Genomic DNA, 16,204 nt, shown 5'->3' with positions numbered 1-16,204 from the left:
AGCGCCCGATCCACGAGGCGACGACCACCGGGGACGGCGTCCCCGGTACAACGGGCAGGTCTTCGGACTCGTGGGCGTCGACCCGAGATCGGGTCGGCCCCGGGGGCCCGGGGCTGGTCCTACCGACCGTCGCTTCCCAGGCGGGTGCCCAGTGCGGGTGACGGCTGTCGTTCCCACTCACCGCTGCGGGACAGTCCCGGATTTCCACCGGGTTCCCTCTCACCCGGGGAATCGCTCTCCGGGCTTCGACGCAGGCGGGCGGGTCAGGGGCTCCTTCGACTCCGCCGCCGGCGAACCAGCTGCACCGACGAATATAGCGGATCACCGGGGAACGGGTGCCCGCGCACGACACTCACGGTCCACAGATCAGTGAACATTGATGTTCGCAGCAGTTATGGTCGTTCCACGAGGCTTCGAACGCTCCTCGCCGCCGCCCTCGCCGTGCCGGGGATGCAGGCCGCCGCCGCGCAACCGGGCGACAGCACCGTGTATTTCAGTTACGGCGGGTCCAACTGCGCGATCCGAGCCAACGGGGATGTCGGCTGCGATATCCCGGGCGGCACGAACCTCTTCGGCTTCACCGTCTACGACCTCGCCATCGACCTTCCCTTCCTGCCCGCTCACCCGACCTTCGGGCTCTTCGGCCCGCACGGGCGCGCGGGCAGCCCGCCCATCGACGGCACCCTGAGCAACGGCGGCGCCAGCTGCATCGGCGGCGGCAGGGGCGCGCTGCTCTGCACTGCCAAGGGCCACAGCTTCAGCTTCGGCTGGTCCGGAACCCAGATCAGCTGACCGACCGGACGTCACCCGGCCGGGTGTGCGCAGGTGTCGACCGGGTAGCGTCGGGCAGGTCGGCGTAGCGCCCGTCCGGGAGGCGACGGCCGCCGGACACGGCGTGTCCGGCACCGCGGGCAGGTCTGCGGGACAGTCCCGAATTCCCACCGGGTTCCCTCTCGCCCGCCGCACGATGTCGCCCGGCGGGCTACGACGTCCTGCGGCCGCGAAACGAACCATCTGCACAGGTCGGACTCCGCGCCCCGCGGCAAGGTCGCCGGGGTCCGGAATTCGCTTACCCGGCGGTTACGCGCGGTGATCTCGCGGAAACCGCGGATTCCTAGCGTATACAGCCATGGCGACACCGGTGCGCACCCGCACGTCCACCCCGCCCGGCTCACTCCGCGACACCGTCTACGCGGCGCTGCGCGACGACCTCATGAACGGCCGCATCGGCTTCGAGCAGCGGCTGACCGAGCCGAAGGTCTCCGCGCGCTTCGGCATCTCGCGCACCCCGGCCAGGGAGGCGCTGGCCATGCTCTGCGCCGATGGTCTGCTGCGCCGCGAGGAGGTCGGCTTCGCGCCGGTGCGGCCGAGCATTCCGGTGGTTCGCGACCTCTACGAGCTGCGGCTCACGCTGGAACTCTCCGGCATCCAGCGCGCCATCACCAACCCCGCCGTGGTGCACGACCGCGACGCCCTGCTGGCGGAGCGGGAGCGCTGGCGGGTGCTGCGGGCCGACCCGCCCGAGCAGCAGCCCGGCTTCGTGGTGGTCGACGAGGAGTTCCACGTCGCCCTGCTCACCGCCGCGGGCAACGGTGAACTGGTGCGCGCGCTGACCGCGGTGAACGCGCGGATCCGGCACGTCCGGATGTTCGACTTCATGGTCAACAACCGGATCGAGGTGACCATCGCCGAGCACCTGGCGATCCTCGACGCCGTGCTCGCCGGTGAGCTCACGCAGGCGCACGGACTGCTGCACCGGCACATCGGCGAGTCGCTCGATGTCGTCCTCGACCGCGTCACCCGCGCCGTCGTCGCCATGTCCATGGCAAGCGAACAGGAGTAACCGGTGACCTCGAGTTTCGACACCGTACTGATCGCCAATCGCGGCGAGATCGCGGTGCGGATCATCCGCAGCGCCCGCGACCTCGGCCTGAAGTCGGTGGCGGTCCATTCCGACGCCGACCTCGGGGCCGCGCACGTGCGGATGGCCGATGCCGCGGTCCGGCTCGGCCCCGGCCCTGCCGCGGAGTCGTATCTGCGCGCCGACGCGGTGATCGAGGCCGCGCTCGCCACCGGCGCGGGCGCGATCCATCCCGGGTACGGATTCCTCTCCGAGAACGCGGATTTCGCGACTGCGGTGGCCGATGCGGGGCTGGTCTTCGTCGGGCCGACGCCGGAGCAGCTGCGGGTCTTCGGCGACAAGCACACCGCCCGCGAGGCCGCGCGCGCCGTCGGCGTCCCGCTGGTGGCGGGCAGCGGCATCCTGGAGTCGGCCGCGCACGCGGTCGCCGAGGCCGACCGGATCGGCTACCCGGTGATGGTCAAGGCGGTCGGTGGCGGCGGCGGTATCGGCATGCAGGCGTGCTTCGACGCCGACGCGGTGCGCGCCGCTTTCGACCGGGTGCAGCGGCTGGCGGTGGCGAACTTCTCCTCGGCGGGGGTCTTCCTGGAGCGGTTCGTGGCGCGGGCGCGCCATATCGAGGTGCAGGTCTTCGGGGACGGTCAGGGCCGGGTGATCAGCCTCGGCACCCGCGACTGCTCGCTGCAAAGGCGCAACCAGAAGGTGATCGAGGAGGCGCCAGCCCCCGGCCTGCCCGCAGCGCTCACCGAGGAGCTGCTGGCGACCTCACGCGCCCTGGCGGGCTCGGTCGGCTACCGCTCGGCCGGCACCGTCGAATTCGTCTACGACACCGAGCGCGGTGCGGCGTCGTTCCTGGAGATGAACACCAGGCTGCAGGTGGAGCACCCGGTCACCGAGGCCGTCACCGGCGTCGACCTGGTCGCCTGGATGCTGCGGCTGGCCGGTGGCGACGCGACCGTGCTCGACGCCGTGCCGGACGCGGGCCCGCCGCTGCGCGGCTGGGCGGTCGAGGCGCGCGTCTACGCCGAGGATCCGGCGCACGACTACCGGCCCAGCGCCGGGCTGATCACCGAGGCGCGCTTCCCCGCCGATATCCGGGTCGACAGCTGGGTCGAGACCGGCACCGAGGTCAGCCCGCACTACGACCCCATGCTGTCCAAGCTGATCACCCACGCCCCGACCCGCGCCGAGGCGTTCGACGCGCTGGAGACCGCGCTGACGAGCACGCGCATCCACGGCGTGCGGACCAATCTGGCGCAGCTGCGGGCCGCCGCGGCGGCACCGGTGGTACGGGACGGCGCGCACATCACCGCGACCATGGCCACGCTCGCCGCCGACGAGCCGCGGCTGGATGTCCTGCGGGCGGGGACGATGACGACCGTGCAGGACCACCCGGGCCGAATCGGGCTGTGGGAGGTGGGTATTCCGCCGTCCGGGCCGATGGACGACCTGTCGTTCACCCTGGCCAACACCGCGGTCGGCAACGCGCCGGGGGCGCCGGGACTGGAGTGCACCCTGCAGGGGCCGCGCATCCGGTTCTCCGATCCGGCGGTCGTCTGCGTCACCGGGGCTCCGGCCCCGGTCACCGTCGACGGCGAGCCCGCGCCGATGTGGGAGCCGGTCACCCTGGCCGCGGGCGCGGTGCTCGATATCGGCGCGCCCGCCGACGCGGGGCTGCGCACCTACCTGGCGATCCGCGGCGGCATCGACGCCCCGGAGTATCACGGCAGCGCCGCGACCTTCACCCTCGGCGGGTTCGGCGGCGTCACCGGCCGGGCGGTCGCCGACGGCGACGTTCTCACCCTCGCGGGTGCGGCACCGGCCGGGCCGCCCACGGCGGTACCGATCGGTGACCGGCCGGCGTTCACCCACGAGTGGCGGCTGGCGGTCGGCGAGGGCCCGCACACCGCGCCCGCCTACTTCACCGATGCCGACATGGCGCAGTTCTACCGGCACCCCTGGCGGGTCGGCGCGCACGCCAACCGCACCGGTATCCGCCTCGAGGGGCCGAAGCCCGAGTGGTCGCGCGCCGACGGCGGCGACGCCGGGCTGCACCCGTCCAACCTGCACGACACCCCCTACAGCGTCGGCGCGCTCAATGTCTCCGGCGACACCCCGATCCTGCTCGGCCCCGACGGCCCCAGCCTCGGCGGCTTCGCCTGCCCGCTCACCGTGATCTCGGCGCAGCGGTGGAAGCTGGGGCAGCTGCGGCCCGGCGACACGCTCCGGTTCGTCCCGGTGGCCGACGGCACCGCCACCGCGCTGCGCACCTCACCCGCCGCGCGGGCGGGCAGCGTCGATGTCATTGCGGCACCCAGTGATCGAGGAGTTCTCGCCACGCTGGAAGCGGAGGGCGATCGTCCCGCGGTGGTGTACCTGCGCGGCGGCGACGACAACATCCTCGTCGAGTACGGCGACATGGTGCTCGACCTCGGGCTGCGCATGCGCGTGCACGCCCTGGCGCAGGCGCTCGCCGAAGCAGCCCCGGCCGGGCTCGTCGACGTGACCCCCGGCGTCCGCTCCCTGCACCTGCACTTCGACCCCGACATACTCGACCAGCACCGGCTGCTCGGCCTGCTCACCGACCTCGAACAGCAACTCCCCGCCACCGGCGACCTGGTGGTGCCGAGCCGCACCATCCGGCTGCCGCTCTCCTTCGACGACCCGTCCATCGCCGAGGCGATCGACCGCTACCGCAGCGGGGTCCGCGACTCCGCGCCGTGGCTGCCGTCGAACGTCGAGTTCATCCGCCGGATCAACGGCCTGGACAGCGTCGAGCAGGTGCGCAGCGCGGTCTTCGACGCCGAGTACCTGGTACTCGGGCTCGGCGACGTGTACCTGGGTGCGCCGCTGGCCGTTCCGCTGGACCCGCGGCACCGGCTGGTCACGACGAAGTACAACCCGGCCCGCACCTGGACCCCCGCCGACGCCGTCGGGATCGGCGGCAAGTACCTGTGCGTCTACGGCATGGCCTCCCCCGGCGGCTATCAGCTGATCGGGCGCACCGTCCCGATCTGGTCCGGGTATCGCCAGCACCCGCCGTTCGAGCCGGGCACGCCGTGGCTGTTCCGGTTCTTCGACCGGATCGTCTGGGAGCCGGTCAGTCCCGAGCAGTTGCTCGAGTATCGGGCTGCCGCCAGGGCCGGACGGTTCGACGCCGAGATCGCCGATGGGACGTTCGCGCTCGCCGAGCATCGGAAGATGCTGCGCGACAACGCTGCCGCGATTGCCGACTTCGAGACCAGGCAGAGCGCCGCCTTCGAGGCGGAGAAGCGCGCGTGGCACGCCGCGGGCGAGTTCGACCGGACCGTCGCCGCCGCGCCGCCGGTCGAGGAGTCCGACGATGTGCTCGCGGGCTTGCCGCCGAACGCCACGGTCGTCACCGCGCCGATGGCGGGCAATGTGTGGCGAATCGACATCAGTCCCGGCACGGTCCTGCGCGAGGGCGAGACGGTGGCCGTGCTCGAGGCGATGAAGCTCGAGCTGCCCGTCCCGAGTCCGGCCGCTGGCACGGTGCTTCGGGTGTTGGCCGCACCCGGGAGCGCCGTGCGCGCCGGAACCCCGATCGCGGTGCTCGGGGCACGATGAGCCACCCGGCCACCGGGCCTCGTGATCACGTCGAACCGGTCAGACCACACATACGGCCCAGCGCCCCGATCCGGGGCTCCGTGCTACGCCGGCAACGGCCGCGGCAGCGGCACCTTGCGCGGGTCAGTGCGCAGTATCTTCCTTCGCTTTTCGCTTCGGAACGACGTGCATGATGAGCACGACCAGAGCTCCGACGACCAGCCCGGCGAGTGCGGAGGCGACCGTCCCCGCGGTCCAGGACAGGACACCTCCGAACCCGCCGTGAATGAGGTCTCCGGCCCAGTGTTCGAGGTCGTGGAGGCGGTCGGCGGGCCAGTGGAATCCGGCTTCGCCGACGTTGACGAGCAGGATGTGGCCGCCGACCCACAGCATCGCGGCGATCCCGACGACGGTGAGAACGGACATCACCTTCGGCATCGCGGTGACGAGTCCGCGACCGAACCGCTGACTGAACGACGACTTGCGCGCGGCGAGGGCGAGTCCGACGTCGTCCATCTTCACGATCGCCGCGACGACGCCGTAGACCAGGGCGGTGATGAGGAACGCTACGGCGATCAGCACCAGCAGCCGGGTCACGAAAGGTTCGGTCTCGACCGAGGAGAGGGCGATCACCATGATCTCGGCGGAGAGGATGAGGTCGGTGCGGATCGCACCGCTCACCATGGCCTTCTCGTGTTCGGGTCCGCTCGATGCCGTGGGTGCGTCGCCGGCGTCGTGGTGACCGCCGGTGAGCGCCTCGTACACCTTCTCCGCGCCCTCGTAGCACAGGAACAGGCCGCCCGCGATGAGCAGGTAGGGCAGCGCCTGCGGCAGAAACTCGCTCAACAGCATCGCCACCGGCAGGATGACGAGGAGCTTGTTGCGGATCGACCCGATCGCGATCTTGCGGATGATCGGGAGTTCGCGTTTGGGCGAGAACCCGTGCACGTAGCGGGGGGTGACCGCGGTGTCGTCGACCACCACGCCCGCGGCCTTGACACCGGCCCTACCCGCCGCGGCGCCGATGTCGTCGATCGACGCCGCGGCTACCTTCGCGATCGCCGCGACGTCGTCCAGCAGGGCGACGAGACCACCAGCCACGGAAACCTCCACTTCGAACGGACCGAGCAGATCGAACAGTACGCGTATCGAGCGGTGCCAGCCCTGTTGTGGTCGGTTCACCGTTCTGGGTTTACGTTGATCTCGGCGAGCTGAAGCGGGCCGAAGCCGCAGACGCGATCATCGCGCGGATCAACCGGGACCCGTTCTTCCCGACCTACCTGCCGCACGGGAACCCGGAGTTCGAGTACGTCCACATCAGCCAGGACACTTCAATCCACGGCGGTCCTTCACAGCCTCGCAGGACTCACGGGACAGCGTTCACGCACCGTGCGGCGGCAGGAAACGCAAGGCAACCGTCTGGCCCGCGGCGGTGCGCTCGCGTGTGATCACCGGTCCTGGCGCCGCGCCAGGTCGATCATGGTGGCGCTGCGTCGATGGCGATGACGTGCGCGCCGCGGGCGAGCAGTTCGGTGACACAGAGACCGGGCTCAGGGCCCGCCGTCCAGCGTTGGTTCGCCCAGGCCATTCGGACCAGTCTGTGTCCTTCGGCCGGATCTATGGTGGTCGTGTGGCCGGATCTCCGACGTTTCTGCCCAGTACGGCCGAGGCTGTACTGGATGCGGCATGCCGGTCGGCGGGACTGGACTCGTCCGGCGCGACGATGATGCGGGTCGGGGAGAACATTCTCTACCGGCTGTCGTCAACGCCTGTGGTGGTCCGCATCGGCCGCGACGCGGGGCACAGGCCGGACGCCTGCAAGGAGCTCGCGGTGTCCGGCTGGTTGGCGGCGCAGGGCTTCCCCGCAGCACGGGTCTTCGAGGTCGATTGCCCTCAGCCGCTGGATGTCGGCGGTCATCCGGTGACCTTCTGGCGCTTTCTTCCCGGCCGTCCCGCCACCACCGATGAAGCAGGTGTCCTCGGTGCTCTGGTGCGTCGATTGCACCAGTTGCCCCGGCCCGCGATCGATCTGCCGCCGGTGCGTGCGTTCGATCATGTCGCGGCGAGGCTGGCGGTGGCACCCATCGCACCTGCTGACCGGGAATTGCTGCACGAGCGCGTAGAGGTGCTGTCGGGGCAGTTACTCGCCGTCGAGTTCGCCCTCCCGGAGGTCGCGCTGCACGGGGACGCGCACATCGCGAATGTGATGATCGACGACGGTGCGCCGACCCTGATCGATTTCGAGGCATTCGCCTGGGGTCCGGCCGAGTGGGACCTGGCCAAGACCGCCGCCGAGGCAAGCATGGGTATGGTGCCCGATGCCGACTACCGGGCCTTCGCCGATGCCTACGGCCGCGATGTCACCGAGTGGTCGGGCTGGCCCGTCCTGCGCGGCATCCAGCAGCTCAAGATGGTCAGCTGGCTCGCGCAGAACGTCGACCATTCGAGCAGGATCCGCGCCGAGTACGACAAGCGGATCGCCACGATCCGCACCGGGGTCCTGACCGAGCCTTGGCGGGGACTATGAGCGTGATCCGGTCAGCGATGCATCATGTGCGCGCAACAGGTCGTGGTATTCCGCGAAGGCGGGATGCTGCGCGGCCGTCGAGGGCAGCCGGTCGTGGAAGTCGCGCACGTAGCATACGAAGCGCGCGGACCGCAGGTCCGCGCCATTGGTCAGTGCCGAGGTCGCCAGCGACGCGGCCTGTTCGAAGTCGCCGGCGATAAGGGCGGCGTCACCGGCCACCATCTGGATGAACGCGGCGGTGCGGGCCGGTGTGGCCGGTGTGAGAGCCGTGTCGATGAACTCGCGTGCCTGCGCGGCGTCGTCCAGGTCGCGGAAGCAGTGCGCGGCGTCGCCGGCGAGTTCGGCGCCGTCGTAATAGCCGATCCAGGTCGGCTCGGCGTCGGTGCGACGCTCGAATGAGGTTTCCGCGCGCCGGATCGCCGCCGTCGTGCCCGCGCGGTCGGCTCGGCCGGCCAGGCCGCGGGCCTCCATCATCACGCACATCGTCTCCACGGCAGGGGTGCCGTGCCCGCGCAGCGCGGACTGGGCGGCGCGGGCGTACATCACGGCGTCGCCGAAGCGGCCGGTGAAGTTCGCCTGGTGTGACAGGTTCGCGAGTAGTCGCGCGCCCATGAGGTGATCGCGGGCCTCCTGCGCGAGTCGCAGGCCCTGGACGAAGTACCGCCCGGCCGCGGCGTGGCGTCCCGCGTCGTAGGCGCTCCATCCGAGCAGCTGCGCGGCTTCGGCCGCAGCGGAGAAGATCTCACGTCTGGCGAGTCCGGGATGTACGGCGTGCAGTTGCGGCACGACCTCGGTTCGGACGTAGCGAAGCAGGGTTCGGCGGACGTGCCCGCCGCCGCGCTGGAAGTCCATCGACATCATCGACGCGACGGTCGCACGGATCTGCTCGGCCAGCGCGACACCGAAGACCGGCTCCCCGGCGACGGGAAGTACCGACGTGTCCCCGAACAGGTAGCTGGTGACCACCTGCGCGACGAGCGGACTCGGAAGCGCATCGACGGCGCTCAGCGCCGCGACATCATCGTGGTCCTGCTCGGCGAGGGCATCGATCATCGCGATCGCGGCGCCGATATCCTGCTGGAACTCGAGGCCGCGCTCTACCGGGTCTCCGCCATAGGGGAGGCACAGCACTCCGGCCAGCAACGTGGCATGGAAGTCGTCCGGGCGCACCTTTCCGTTCTCCCACCGCGAGATCGCGACCCGCAAGCTGGCGGCTCCCATGACCGTTCGCCCCTCGCGGGCCGCAGCCTCGGTCAATGCCGCGATCAGCGTGGGCGCGGACCAACCGCGCGCTTTCCGGGCCGCCCGGATGTCCTCGCCTTTCACGCCCACCTCGACTTCCGTCGTGCCCCGCCCCACCCGCGTGCCGGTGCTACCAGCTGCTACCTGGCGACACGCCGGACTGCTCCACCACGGTGATGCCGTAACCGTACCCGCCTCGCACATGATTCGGAGTAGTGCCGCAATGATCAGTGCCGCTGCTGATTTCACCCGGCAACATCGAGCGGAGACCAGCGTCGACGCTGGAATACGCGCGGCCACGGACCAGCCGGATCCGCTGAATCCGCACATTGACCGCGGAAGGCCATGCAGGACGCCTCCAAGACCCGTGATGCACTCGCCGCGCGACCCGAGAAGACCGCTCACCGGCTCGCCGGTCCGTCCCTCATCCGACAACGCACAGGGCAGGGGCGCGTCTTGGTGACAGTGGACGAGCGATGGCTCGATTGCGGCTTCGATCCCGACCACCTGACCCCACAAGCCGCCGAGCTCATCCTCCGCTGGCACCGGCACGCCCCCGGCCACCACTGCATCCCGGAAATCGCAGCACTCGCCTTCCTCTCCGAACCCGCCGCCGGGTACGACTGGGAGTAGCCGTGGACAGGCACATACGGATCGCGTTCGCAGCCGGGCCGACCTTCGACTACCGGGTCAGCGACACCGCAGCCGAACACCTCGAGCGCACCCTGCGGGACTGGGCCCCGGATGCCGAGATCACCGTGGACGACCACGTGACCCACACGCTGCCCGCGATCCCCTGCGCATCCCTCTGGGAGCCGTGACGTGGTGGGAGCAGTACCCAGCCGGGTGTGGACCGACTACGGTCGGGTACCACCCCCGCACACCCGCGGTGAGGTCCGGAAGGTCAGGCGATGAACGCTACCGGCGATACCCCCAGCGCCCTGCGGCAGGAGTTCCCCGCCGCGGCCGAAGAGCTGGCCGGGGTCCGCACCAGGCTGCGCGAGTGGCTGGCCGGTGTGCTCACCGACCCCGCACACGCCTACGACCTGCTGCTGGCCGCCATCGAAGCGTGCACCAATGCGGTCGAGCACGGGCACCATGAGGACCGGCGGCCCATCCTGCTCGAGGCGCGGGTGCAGCGGGACATGGTCCGGGTGACCATCACCGATCACGGGACGTGGAAGACACCGGCCACGGGCGCCACGCATCGGGGCCGGGGGCTGGCGCTGATCGGCGCCCTCGTTCCCGAGTCCCGCATCACCTCGGGCGACACCGGCACCGTCGTCGAACTCGCCGCACCCCTGCTCGCCACCTGAACCGGGGGCCGAGTCATTCAGCGTTCCGGGGGTCAGGTCGACTTCATCGGCCCCGTCGCGGGTGCCTGCACCGCCGTACTCGCGGCCGGACTGGTAGCCGCCGGGCCGGTCATCGCACTGACCAGCGATTCGCTGTGGGACGCGCTGTGCCCGGCCCTTGTCACCTTCCCGATCGGCCTCGCCCTCGCGGTCCAGACCTACCGCTGGCGCCGCACCGCCCGGCGCTTCGACACCGCCGCCGTCCCGGCCGAGGCCGAGATCCTCGCGGTGCGGATCCGGGCGGGCGGCGAGAACCCCGATGTGGCCGAACTGCGGGTCACATCAGCGGCCCCGGCTTCGACGCCTTCGAGGCGGCGTGCGAGATACCGACCGGCGTGCCGCACCCGCGCATCGGCGACCGCCGCCGGGTGCTGGTCGACCCCGCGGACCTGAGCTTCGCCATCGGGTACGACCACCTGTTCGACGAACAGTAAATCGGCCGATACACATCCCGTTACCCTTTCGGTAAACAACCCATTGACGAATGTCGATGACATATGTCAGTCTGATTCCGCAGTCGGCAGCGCGGAGAAGCTGCCGCCCAACCTCTTCCACTCGCCACCCCCACCCGCCGTCGACGCACGTCAGCGGTACTGCTGGGATCGAGGTCATGACCGATGCATCCGGAAAACCCCAGGGGCGCGAAGCCCAGCGGTTGCGCACGCGGGACCGCGTGCTCGACGCCGCGATCACCGAGTTCGCGCGCACCGGCTCGGCGGAGGCCGATATCGCGGCCATCGCCGAGGCCGCAGGCGTCGCGCGCGGCACCTTCTACTTCCACTTCCCCACCAAGGAGCACGTCCTGCTGGAGCTGGAGCGCCGCGAGGAGACCCTGCTCGCGCAGAAACTCGGCCGCTTCCTGCGCGGCGAGCACGATCTGCGCGCCGCGCTCGCCGAGACCGTCCGGCTGGTGCTCGCCCTGGAGCGCAGGCTCGGCAACACCCTGTTCCGCGAGCTGCTCGCGGTGCACTTCTCCCCCAACCGCGGCGACGGCGACCCCAGGGACTTCCCGATGATCGCCACCGTCGCCACCGAGATCGAGAACGCCCGCGACCGCGGCGAGACCAGGGACGGCATCGACCCCTACCACGCCGCGCTGTTCTTCCTGCTCGGGCTGTACGCGCTGCTCGCGACCACCCCGGACAACCGGGCCATGCGGGCCGCGATGCTCGACAGCTACCTCACCACCGCGCTGCACAGCATGGAGCGCTGATGACCCTTCTCGAACGGAGCGAACCTCATGTGGCTGGATCTCGTGCGCATCATCGCGGCCTGGGTGCTCGTCTGCGGCATCATCGGCTTCTGGTACTGGGTCATGAAGAACATCGGCACTTTCTGATCGGCCGCCCGCCCGACGGAGCCCTCCCGTGAACCCCCGCGCGCTGGAGCGCGGCTGCGCGCTCACCGCGGTCGCCTTCTCCGCGCGCCGCCGCGCGAACGCCCGCCTGCTCACCGGCGCGCACCGCGGGTTCGGGCTGAACGCGGCGGGCACCGTCGTCCAGGTGCCCTACCCGCCCGCCCCCGGTTGGACCCGCACCACCCTGACCTGCGGCGTCGCCCTGCAGTGCGCGCCGTCCAAGGACGCACTCGCCCGCTACGCCCTGCACGAGCTCTCCCCCCGCGAACGCGGCGCGCTCACCCTGATCGAGGGCGGCGTCGCGGCGGGCTGGATCGCCGACCGGCTCCCCGGCCTGATCCCGGAGCTGCGCCTGCGCCTGCCCGACCTCCCCTTCGAACCCGACCTCGACGTCCCCGCCATGCTGGAGCGCGCCGACCGCTTGGCCCGCTCCGGCACCCCGCTCCCCGCCCATCCGCTGCTCGGCACCCTCCCGCTGAGCGCCCCCGGCCGCAGCGCCCTCGCCGCGGCGGTGCACCGCACCTACGGCCGCATGCCGTGGACCAGCAGGCGCAGCGACGCGAAGCGCGTGCTCTCGATACCGGTCGGCGGTGACGGCGGCGCCCGCACGAGCAACCTGCCGCCCCCGAGCCACCCGGACAACGAGGACCTCGACCTCCGCGCCGACCGGCGCGCGGGCATCCCGTACCCGGAGTGGAACATGTGGACCGAGAGTTTCCTCCCGGACCACGTCGCGGTCCTCGAACGCACCGACCCCACCCGCGGCGGACCGGCCCGACCGGTCGGTGCCGACCTGCGGCGCTGGTTCGAGCAGCGCACCCATCGCGCCCTGCGTGGCGGGCTCCCCGACGGCGCCGACCTGGACGTGGACCGCTACGTCGCGCACCGCCTGGACGCACTCGGCGGCCCGGTGCCGGAGCCGCGCGTCTTCCGCGACCTGCTGCCGACGACCCGCGACGTCACCACCGCGGTCCTGCTCGACGGCAGCTCCTCGCTCGGCAGCAACGGCGGCCGTGCCTTCCGGCTCGAACTCGCCTGCGCCGACGCGCTCTCTCGCGCCATGGCGCTGGCCGGCGAGCGGCACGGCCTCTTCGTCTTCACCGGCAACACCAGGCACCGGGTGGAGGTGCGCTGTCTCAGAGACTTCGACGACCGGCACTCCGTCGACCCGGGCGGACTCGGGCTCATGGCAGGCGGCTACACCCGGCTCGGCGCGCCGCTGCGGCACCTGACGCACCGGCTCGCCGAGCGCCCCGCCGAGCGCAGGCTGCTGCTGGTGATCGGCGACGGCCTGATGTCCGACGAGGGCTACGAGGGCCGCTACGCCTGGGCCGACGTGGCGCACGCGCTCACCGAGGCGGACGAGGCCGGGATCACCGTCTACTACATCGGCGTCGGCCCGGTCCGCGTCGATCCGCTGCCCGAGGTGTTCGGGCCGCGCCGGTCCTGCCGGATCCACCGGGTCGAGCAGCTCCCCCGGGTCCTCGGTGCCGTGCACCGGACCCTGGTCGCCGCCTGACCCCAGCACAGCGAGGAGCACCCCGGTGCGAGATCTCTACCACGCCACCGGCGACGAGGTGCGGCTGTTCGAACAGGCGCACCGGCAACGACTTCCGGTCATGCTGACCGGCCCGACGGGCTGCGGCAAGACCCGCCTGGTCGAGCACATGGGCGCGCTGCTCGGCCGCCCGGTGCTCACCATCAGCTGCCACGACGACCTGACCAGCGCCGACCTGGTCGGCCGGTTCCTGGTCGCAGGCGGCGACGTGGTCTGGCAGGACGGCCCGCTCACCCGCGCCGTGCGCACGGGTGCCATCTGCTACCTGGACGAGGTGGTCGAGGCCCGCCACGACTCGCTGGCCGTGCTGCACTCGCTCACCGACCACCGCCGCACCCTCTACCTGGACCGCTCCGGCGAAGAGCTCACCGCGCCACCGGAATTCCAGCTGGTGTGCTCCTACAACCCCGCCTACCGCAGCTCGCTCAAGGAGCTCAAGCCCTCGTTCCGGCAGCGCTTCGTCACCCTCGGGCTGGACTACCTGCCGCCCGAGCACGAGATCGCCGTGATCGCCACCGAATCCGGCGTCGATACCGCCGTCGCCGGGCGGCTGGTCGGCTGCGCGGGCATGATCCGCCAGGCCGACGCGGCCTTCCACTTCGAGCCGCCCTCCACCCGGGTACTGGTCACCGCCGCCCGCATGATCGCCGCGGGCGCCGCCGAGCTCGCCGCCGTGCAGGCCGCGGTGCTCGCGCCGCTCTCCGGTGACGGCGCCCTCTCCGACGGCCTGCGCGAGATCGCGGCCGCCGCCCTGCTTCCCCATCCCGCTACCGAGAGGACGGCTCCGTGAACGACCAGGACCGCAGACGAAAGCGCGCGCTCATCGTCTTCCAGCTCACCATCTACGGCTTTCTGCTCGCCATGTTCCTCATCCAGCTCAGCATGTGCGCGACCAGGGACTGGTAGCCGTGAACCTTCCCACCTTCCGCCGCGCCGCCGCCCCGGCGGGCTCGGCCTACGACGAGCACCACGAGCAGAGCAGGCAGGCCCAGCGCCGCGCCGACGTCTGGCTCACCGCGGGCACCGCGCTCATGGGCACCTTCATCTTCGGCTTCGCCGGGCTGCCGATCTTCCTGCGCGGGGTCTGGCTGCAGCGGAAGGCCCAGCGCGACGGGCTCTCGGTGCGGCCCATCATCGTCACCCTGATCGGCTACCTGGTCATCCTGGACGCCTTCCTCAACAGCATCGGCTGGGTGCTCGACATGCTCGCCAGCCACACCCTGGTGACCCGGGTCTTCTTCACCGCCTGGGGCAACTTCGTCGACAACGGCTACTTCTGGCACTACAACGAGCTCTTCATCGGCGGCGCGGGCGCACCCGGCGAGAAGGGCTGGGAGGTCGCGCTCATCCTGGTCGTCTTCCCGATGCGGGTCGCCGCCGCCATCGCCTTCCTGCAGATGAAGCGCTGGGGGCACCAGTGGCTCATCGTCACCTGCTGGTTCGGAGTCGTGATCTGGGTCGGCTACGTCGTGAACATGACGGTCTACGCCGACATCCGCTTCGACGGCACCGTGCTCCCGGTCATCGGCTGGTGGCTCTACGACATCTTCTACATCACGCCGTTCCTCGCGATCCCGTACCTGCACACGGTGAACCGCGAGATCTTCTCCGACTGAGCCTGGAGCACCGCATGACGACCACCGAACTTCCCCCCGGAACCACCCCCGCCTTCGCCGGCATGCACAAGTGGCTGCGCCGCGGCATCTTCGTCTGCCTCTTCGCCCTGGTCATCGAGGGTGCCTTCACCGTGCCCGCGCTGGCCGTGTGGTACGGCTGGCCGACGCTCTCGCTCACCGAGATCTGCAGCGAGCTCATGAAGGTCCGCTACAGCGACGACACCCTGGAGTGCGAGCACCCCGCGCCCTTCAACGCCCCGCCGCTGGGCGGGCAGGCCGAGGGCGCGGGGCAGCAGACCGCCCGCGACCAGTGGGGCGTGCAGCCCAAACCGGACTACGGGCGGATCGGCTTCCGCGAGCTGATCCGCATCCACGAGGACCGGATCGCGCGGGAGGAGGCAGCCGGACGCTGATCGCCCGGCGGCCTCAGTACTGCTGCTGGGGCCGCCGGATGATCGCGCTCGCGCCGACGCCGCCGAGCAGCGAGATGATGCAGAGCCCGGCGATCAAGTTGATCGCGGCCGTCGCGATCTTCGCGTCCACCCCGGCGACCAAGGTGAACGGCACCAGGGTCGCGAGCGCGGTGAGCAGCCCGGTGATCCAGTAGAAGAACTGCATCGGGCTCGGCATGAGCGCGAGCAGCAGGTTCAGCAGACCAGCGGCGGCGATCGCGGCGGCGGCGCCGGCCACGGCGTACGAGGTGGTCGAGACCGTCCCGTAGGCGCCCGCACCCTCGGGCGAGAGCACGGCGATCTTCAGGATGCCGCGGATCAGCATGATCAGCACCACGATCACCAGCGCGACCACCGCGGCGGTGCCGACGGCGCCTGCCCACAGCCTGCCGAGGTTGATCTTGGGCTCGCGCCGCTGCTGCTGGGGCCGCTCGGCCTCGCGGTAGTCGTCCGCCTGGTACTCGTACCCGGGCTGCCCGGCATACCCCTGCTGCTGCTGGGGGTAGGCCTGGGTGCGCGGGTACTCGCGGCCCTGCGGGTCCTGGCGACCGTAGTTGTACGACGGATCCGTCATAGGCAGAAAGTACCCGCTCCGGGCGGAACGACCCACTCGAATCGAGGGCATGTCCATCCGGGTGGCACATCCGGTCCGCCCGGCGCGCCCGGTGC

General features: G+C 71.0%; 15 protein-coding genes and 1 riboswitch. Of the genes, 12 read left to right on the top strand and 3 right to left on the bottom strand.

The features are described from left to right. Positions 1-36: 36 nt before the first annotated feature. A riboswitch (cobalamin riboswitch) is annotated at positions 37-242 on the bottom strand. A 208-nt stretch (positions 243-450) separates the two neighbouring features. From ACFO0B_RS27410 to uca, 3 genes are all read left to right on the top strand, one after another. Further along, positions 451-792 carry a hypothetical protein gene (locus ACFO0B_RS27410; protein ID WP_378615840.1) on the top strand — a complete coding sequence of 114 codons (342 nt, stop codon included), beginning with the start codon at positions 451-453 and terminating at the stop codon, positions 790-792. Between the two features lie 337 nt (positions 793-1,129). Further along, positions 1,130-1,843: a GntR family transcriptional regulator gene (locus ACFO0B_RS27405; RefSeq protein ID WP_378615838.1), complete on the top strand. Its 714-nt coding sequence runs from the start codon at positions 1,130-1,132 to the stop codon at positions 1,841-1,843. A gap of 3 nt (positions 1,844-1,846) precedes the next feature. Further along, positions 1,847-5,449: an urea carboxylase gene (gene uca / locus ACFO0B_RS27400; protein ID WP_378615836.1), complete on the top strand. Its 3,603-nt coding sequence runs from the start codon at positions 1,847-1,849 to the stop codon at positions 5,447-5,449. Between the two features lie 123 nt (positions 5,450-5,572). Here uca and ACFO0B_RS27395 read toward each other — a convergent pair whose 3' ends face one another. Continuing rightward, on the bottom strand, positions 5,573-6,529 hold the full coding sequence (locus tag ACFO0B_RS27395) for a DUF808 domain-containing protein (RefSeq protein WP_378615834.1): 957 nt from the start codon (positions 6,527-6,529) through the stop codon (positions 5,573-5,575). A gap of 529 nt (positions 6,530-7,058) precedes the next feature. Between ACFO0B_RS27395 and ACFO0B_RS27390 the strand changes: the two genes are divergently transcribed. Continuing rightward, positions 7,059-7,955, top strand: a complete 897-nt coding sequence (locus tag ACFO0B_RS27390) for a phosphotransferase enzyme family protein (protein WP_378615832.1) — start codon at positions 7,059-7,061, stop codon at positions 7,953-7,955. Here the strand turns inward: ACFO0B_RS27390 and ACFO0B_RS27385 are convergent. Beyond that, positions 7,950-9,287 carry a helix-turn-helix domain-containing protein gene (locus tag ACFO0B_RS27385; protein ID WP_378615830.1) on the bottom strand — a complete coding sequence of 446 codons (1,338 nt, stop codon included), beginning with the start codon at positions 9,285-9,287 and terminating at the stop codon, positions 7,950-7,952. The two genes, ACFO0B_RS27390 and ACFO0B_RS27385, sit on opposite strands and share 6 nt — an antisense overlap. Before the next feature lie 366 nt (positions 9,288-9,653). On the opposite strand from ACFO0B_RS27385, the gene ACFO0B_RS27380 reads away from it, so the two are divergent. The 8 genes from ACFO0B_RS27380 to ACFO0B_RS27345 all read left to right on the top strand — a co-directional run bounded on the left by ACFO0B_RS27380 (position 9,654) and on the right by ACFO0B_RS27345 (position 15,496). Continuing rightward, the gene (locus ACFO0B_RS27380; RefSeq protein WP_378615828.1) at positions 9,654-9,830 is read left to right on the top strand and encodes a hypothetical protein; all 177 of its coding nucleotides are present in this window, start codon (positions 9,654-9,656) and stop codon (positions 9,828-9,830) included. Positions 9,831-9,832: 2 nt separating this feature from the next. Then, positions 9,833-10,018, top strand: a complete 186-nt coding sequence (locus ACFO0B_RS27375) for a hypothetical protein (RefSeq protein WP_378615826.1) — start codon at positions 9,833-9,835, stop codon at positions 10,016-10,018. A gap of 90 nt (positions 10,019-10,108) precedes the next feature. Beyond that, positions 10,109-10,513, top strand: a complete 405-nt coding sequence (locus ACFO0B_RS27370; RefSeq protein ID WP_378615824.1) for an ATP-binding protein — start codon at positions 10,109-10,111, stop codon at positions 10,511-10,513. A gap of 649 nt (positions 10,514-11,162) precedes the next feature. Next, entirely contained in the window at positions 11,163-11,765 is a 603-nt protein-coding gene (locus ACFO0B_RS27365; RefSeq protein ID WP_378615822.1) for a TetR family transcriptional regulator, read from the top strand. A gap of 154 nt (positions 11,766-11,919) precedes the next feature. After that, the gene (locus tag ACFO0B_RS27360; protein ID WP_378615820.1) at positions 11,920-13,428 is read left to right on the top strand and encodes a nitric oxide reductase activation protein NorD; all 1,509 of its coding nucleotides are present in this window, start codon (positions 11,920-11,922) and stop codon (positions 13,426-13,428) included. A 25-nt stretch (positions 13,429-13,453) separates the two neighbouring features. Beyond that, on the top strand, positions 13,454-14,257 hold the full coding sequence (locus tag ACFO0B_RS27355) for an AAA family ATPase (RefSeq protein WP_378615818.1): 804 nt from the start codon (positions 13,454-13,456) through the stop codon (positions 14,255-14,257). 118 nt (positions 14,258-14,375) lie between these two features. Then, positions 14,376-15,083 (top strand): hypothetical protein, encoded by a 708-nt coding sequence (locus ACFO0B_RS27350; protein ID WP_378615816.1) that lies wholly within the window; start codon positions 14,376-14,378, stop codon positions 15,081-15,083. Between the two features lie 14 nt (positions 15,084-15,097). Beyond that, positions 15,098-15,496, top strand: a complete 399-nt coding sequence (locus tag ACFO0B_RS27345; protein WP_378615814.1) for a hypothetical protein — start codon at positions 15,098-15,100, stop codon at positions 15,494-15,496. 13 nt (positions 15,497-15,509) lie between these two features. On the opposite strand, the gene ACFO0B_RS27340 is transcribed toward ACFO0B_RS27345, so the two are convergent. Further along, complete coding sequence (locus tag ACFO0B_RS27340) at positions 15,510-16,109, bottom strand: DUF6069 family protein (protein WP_378615812.1); 600 nt, start codon at positions 16,107-16,109, stop codon at positions 15,510-15,512. Between the last annotated feature and the right edge of the window lie 95 nt (positions 16,110-16,204).

The sequence above is a fragment of the Nocardia jiangsuensis genome (genome assembly GCF_042650385.1).
Taxonomy (GTDB): Bacteria; Actinomycetota; Actinomycetes; order Mycobacteriales; family Mycobacteriaceae; genus Nocardia; species Nocardia jiangsuensis.
Note: the sequence above shows the minus strand (reverse complement) of the source record. Positions and strands in the feature narration are given on the sequence as shown.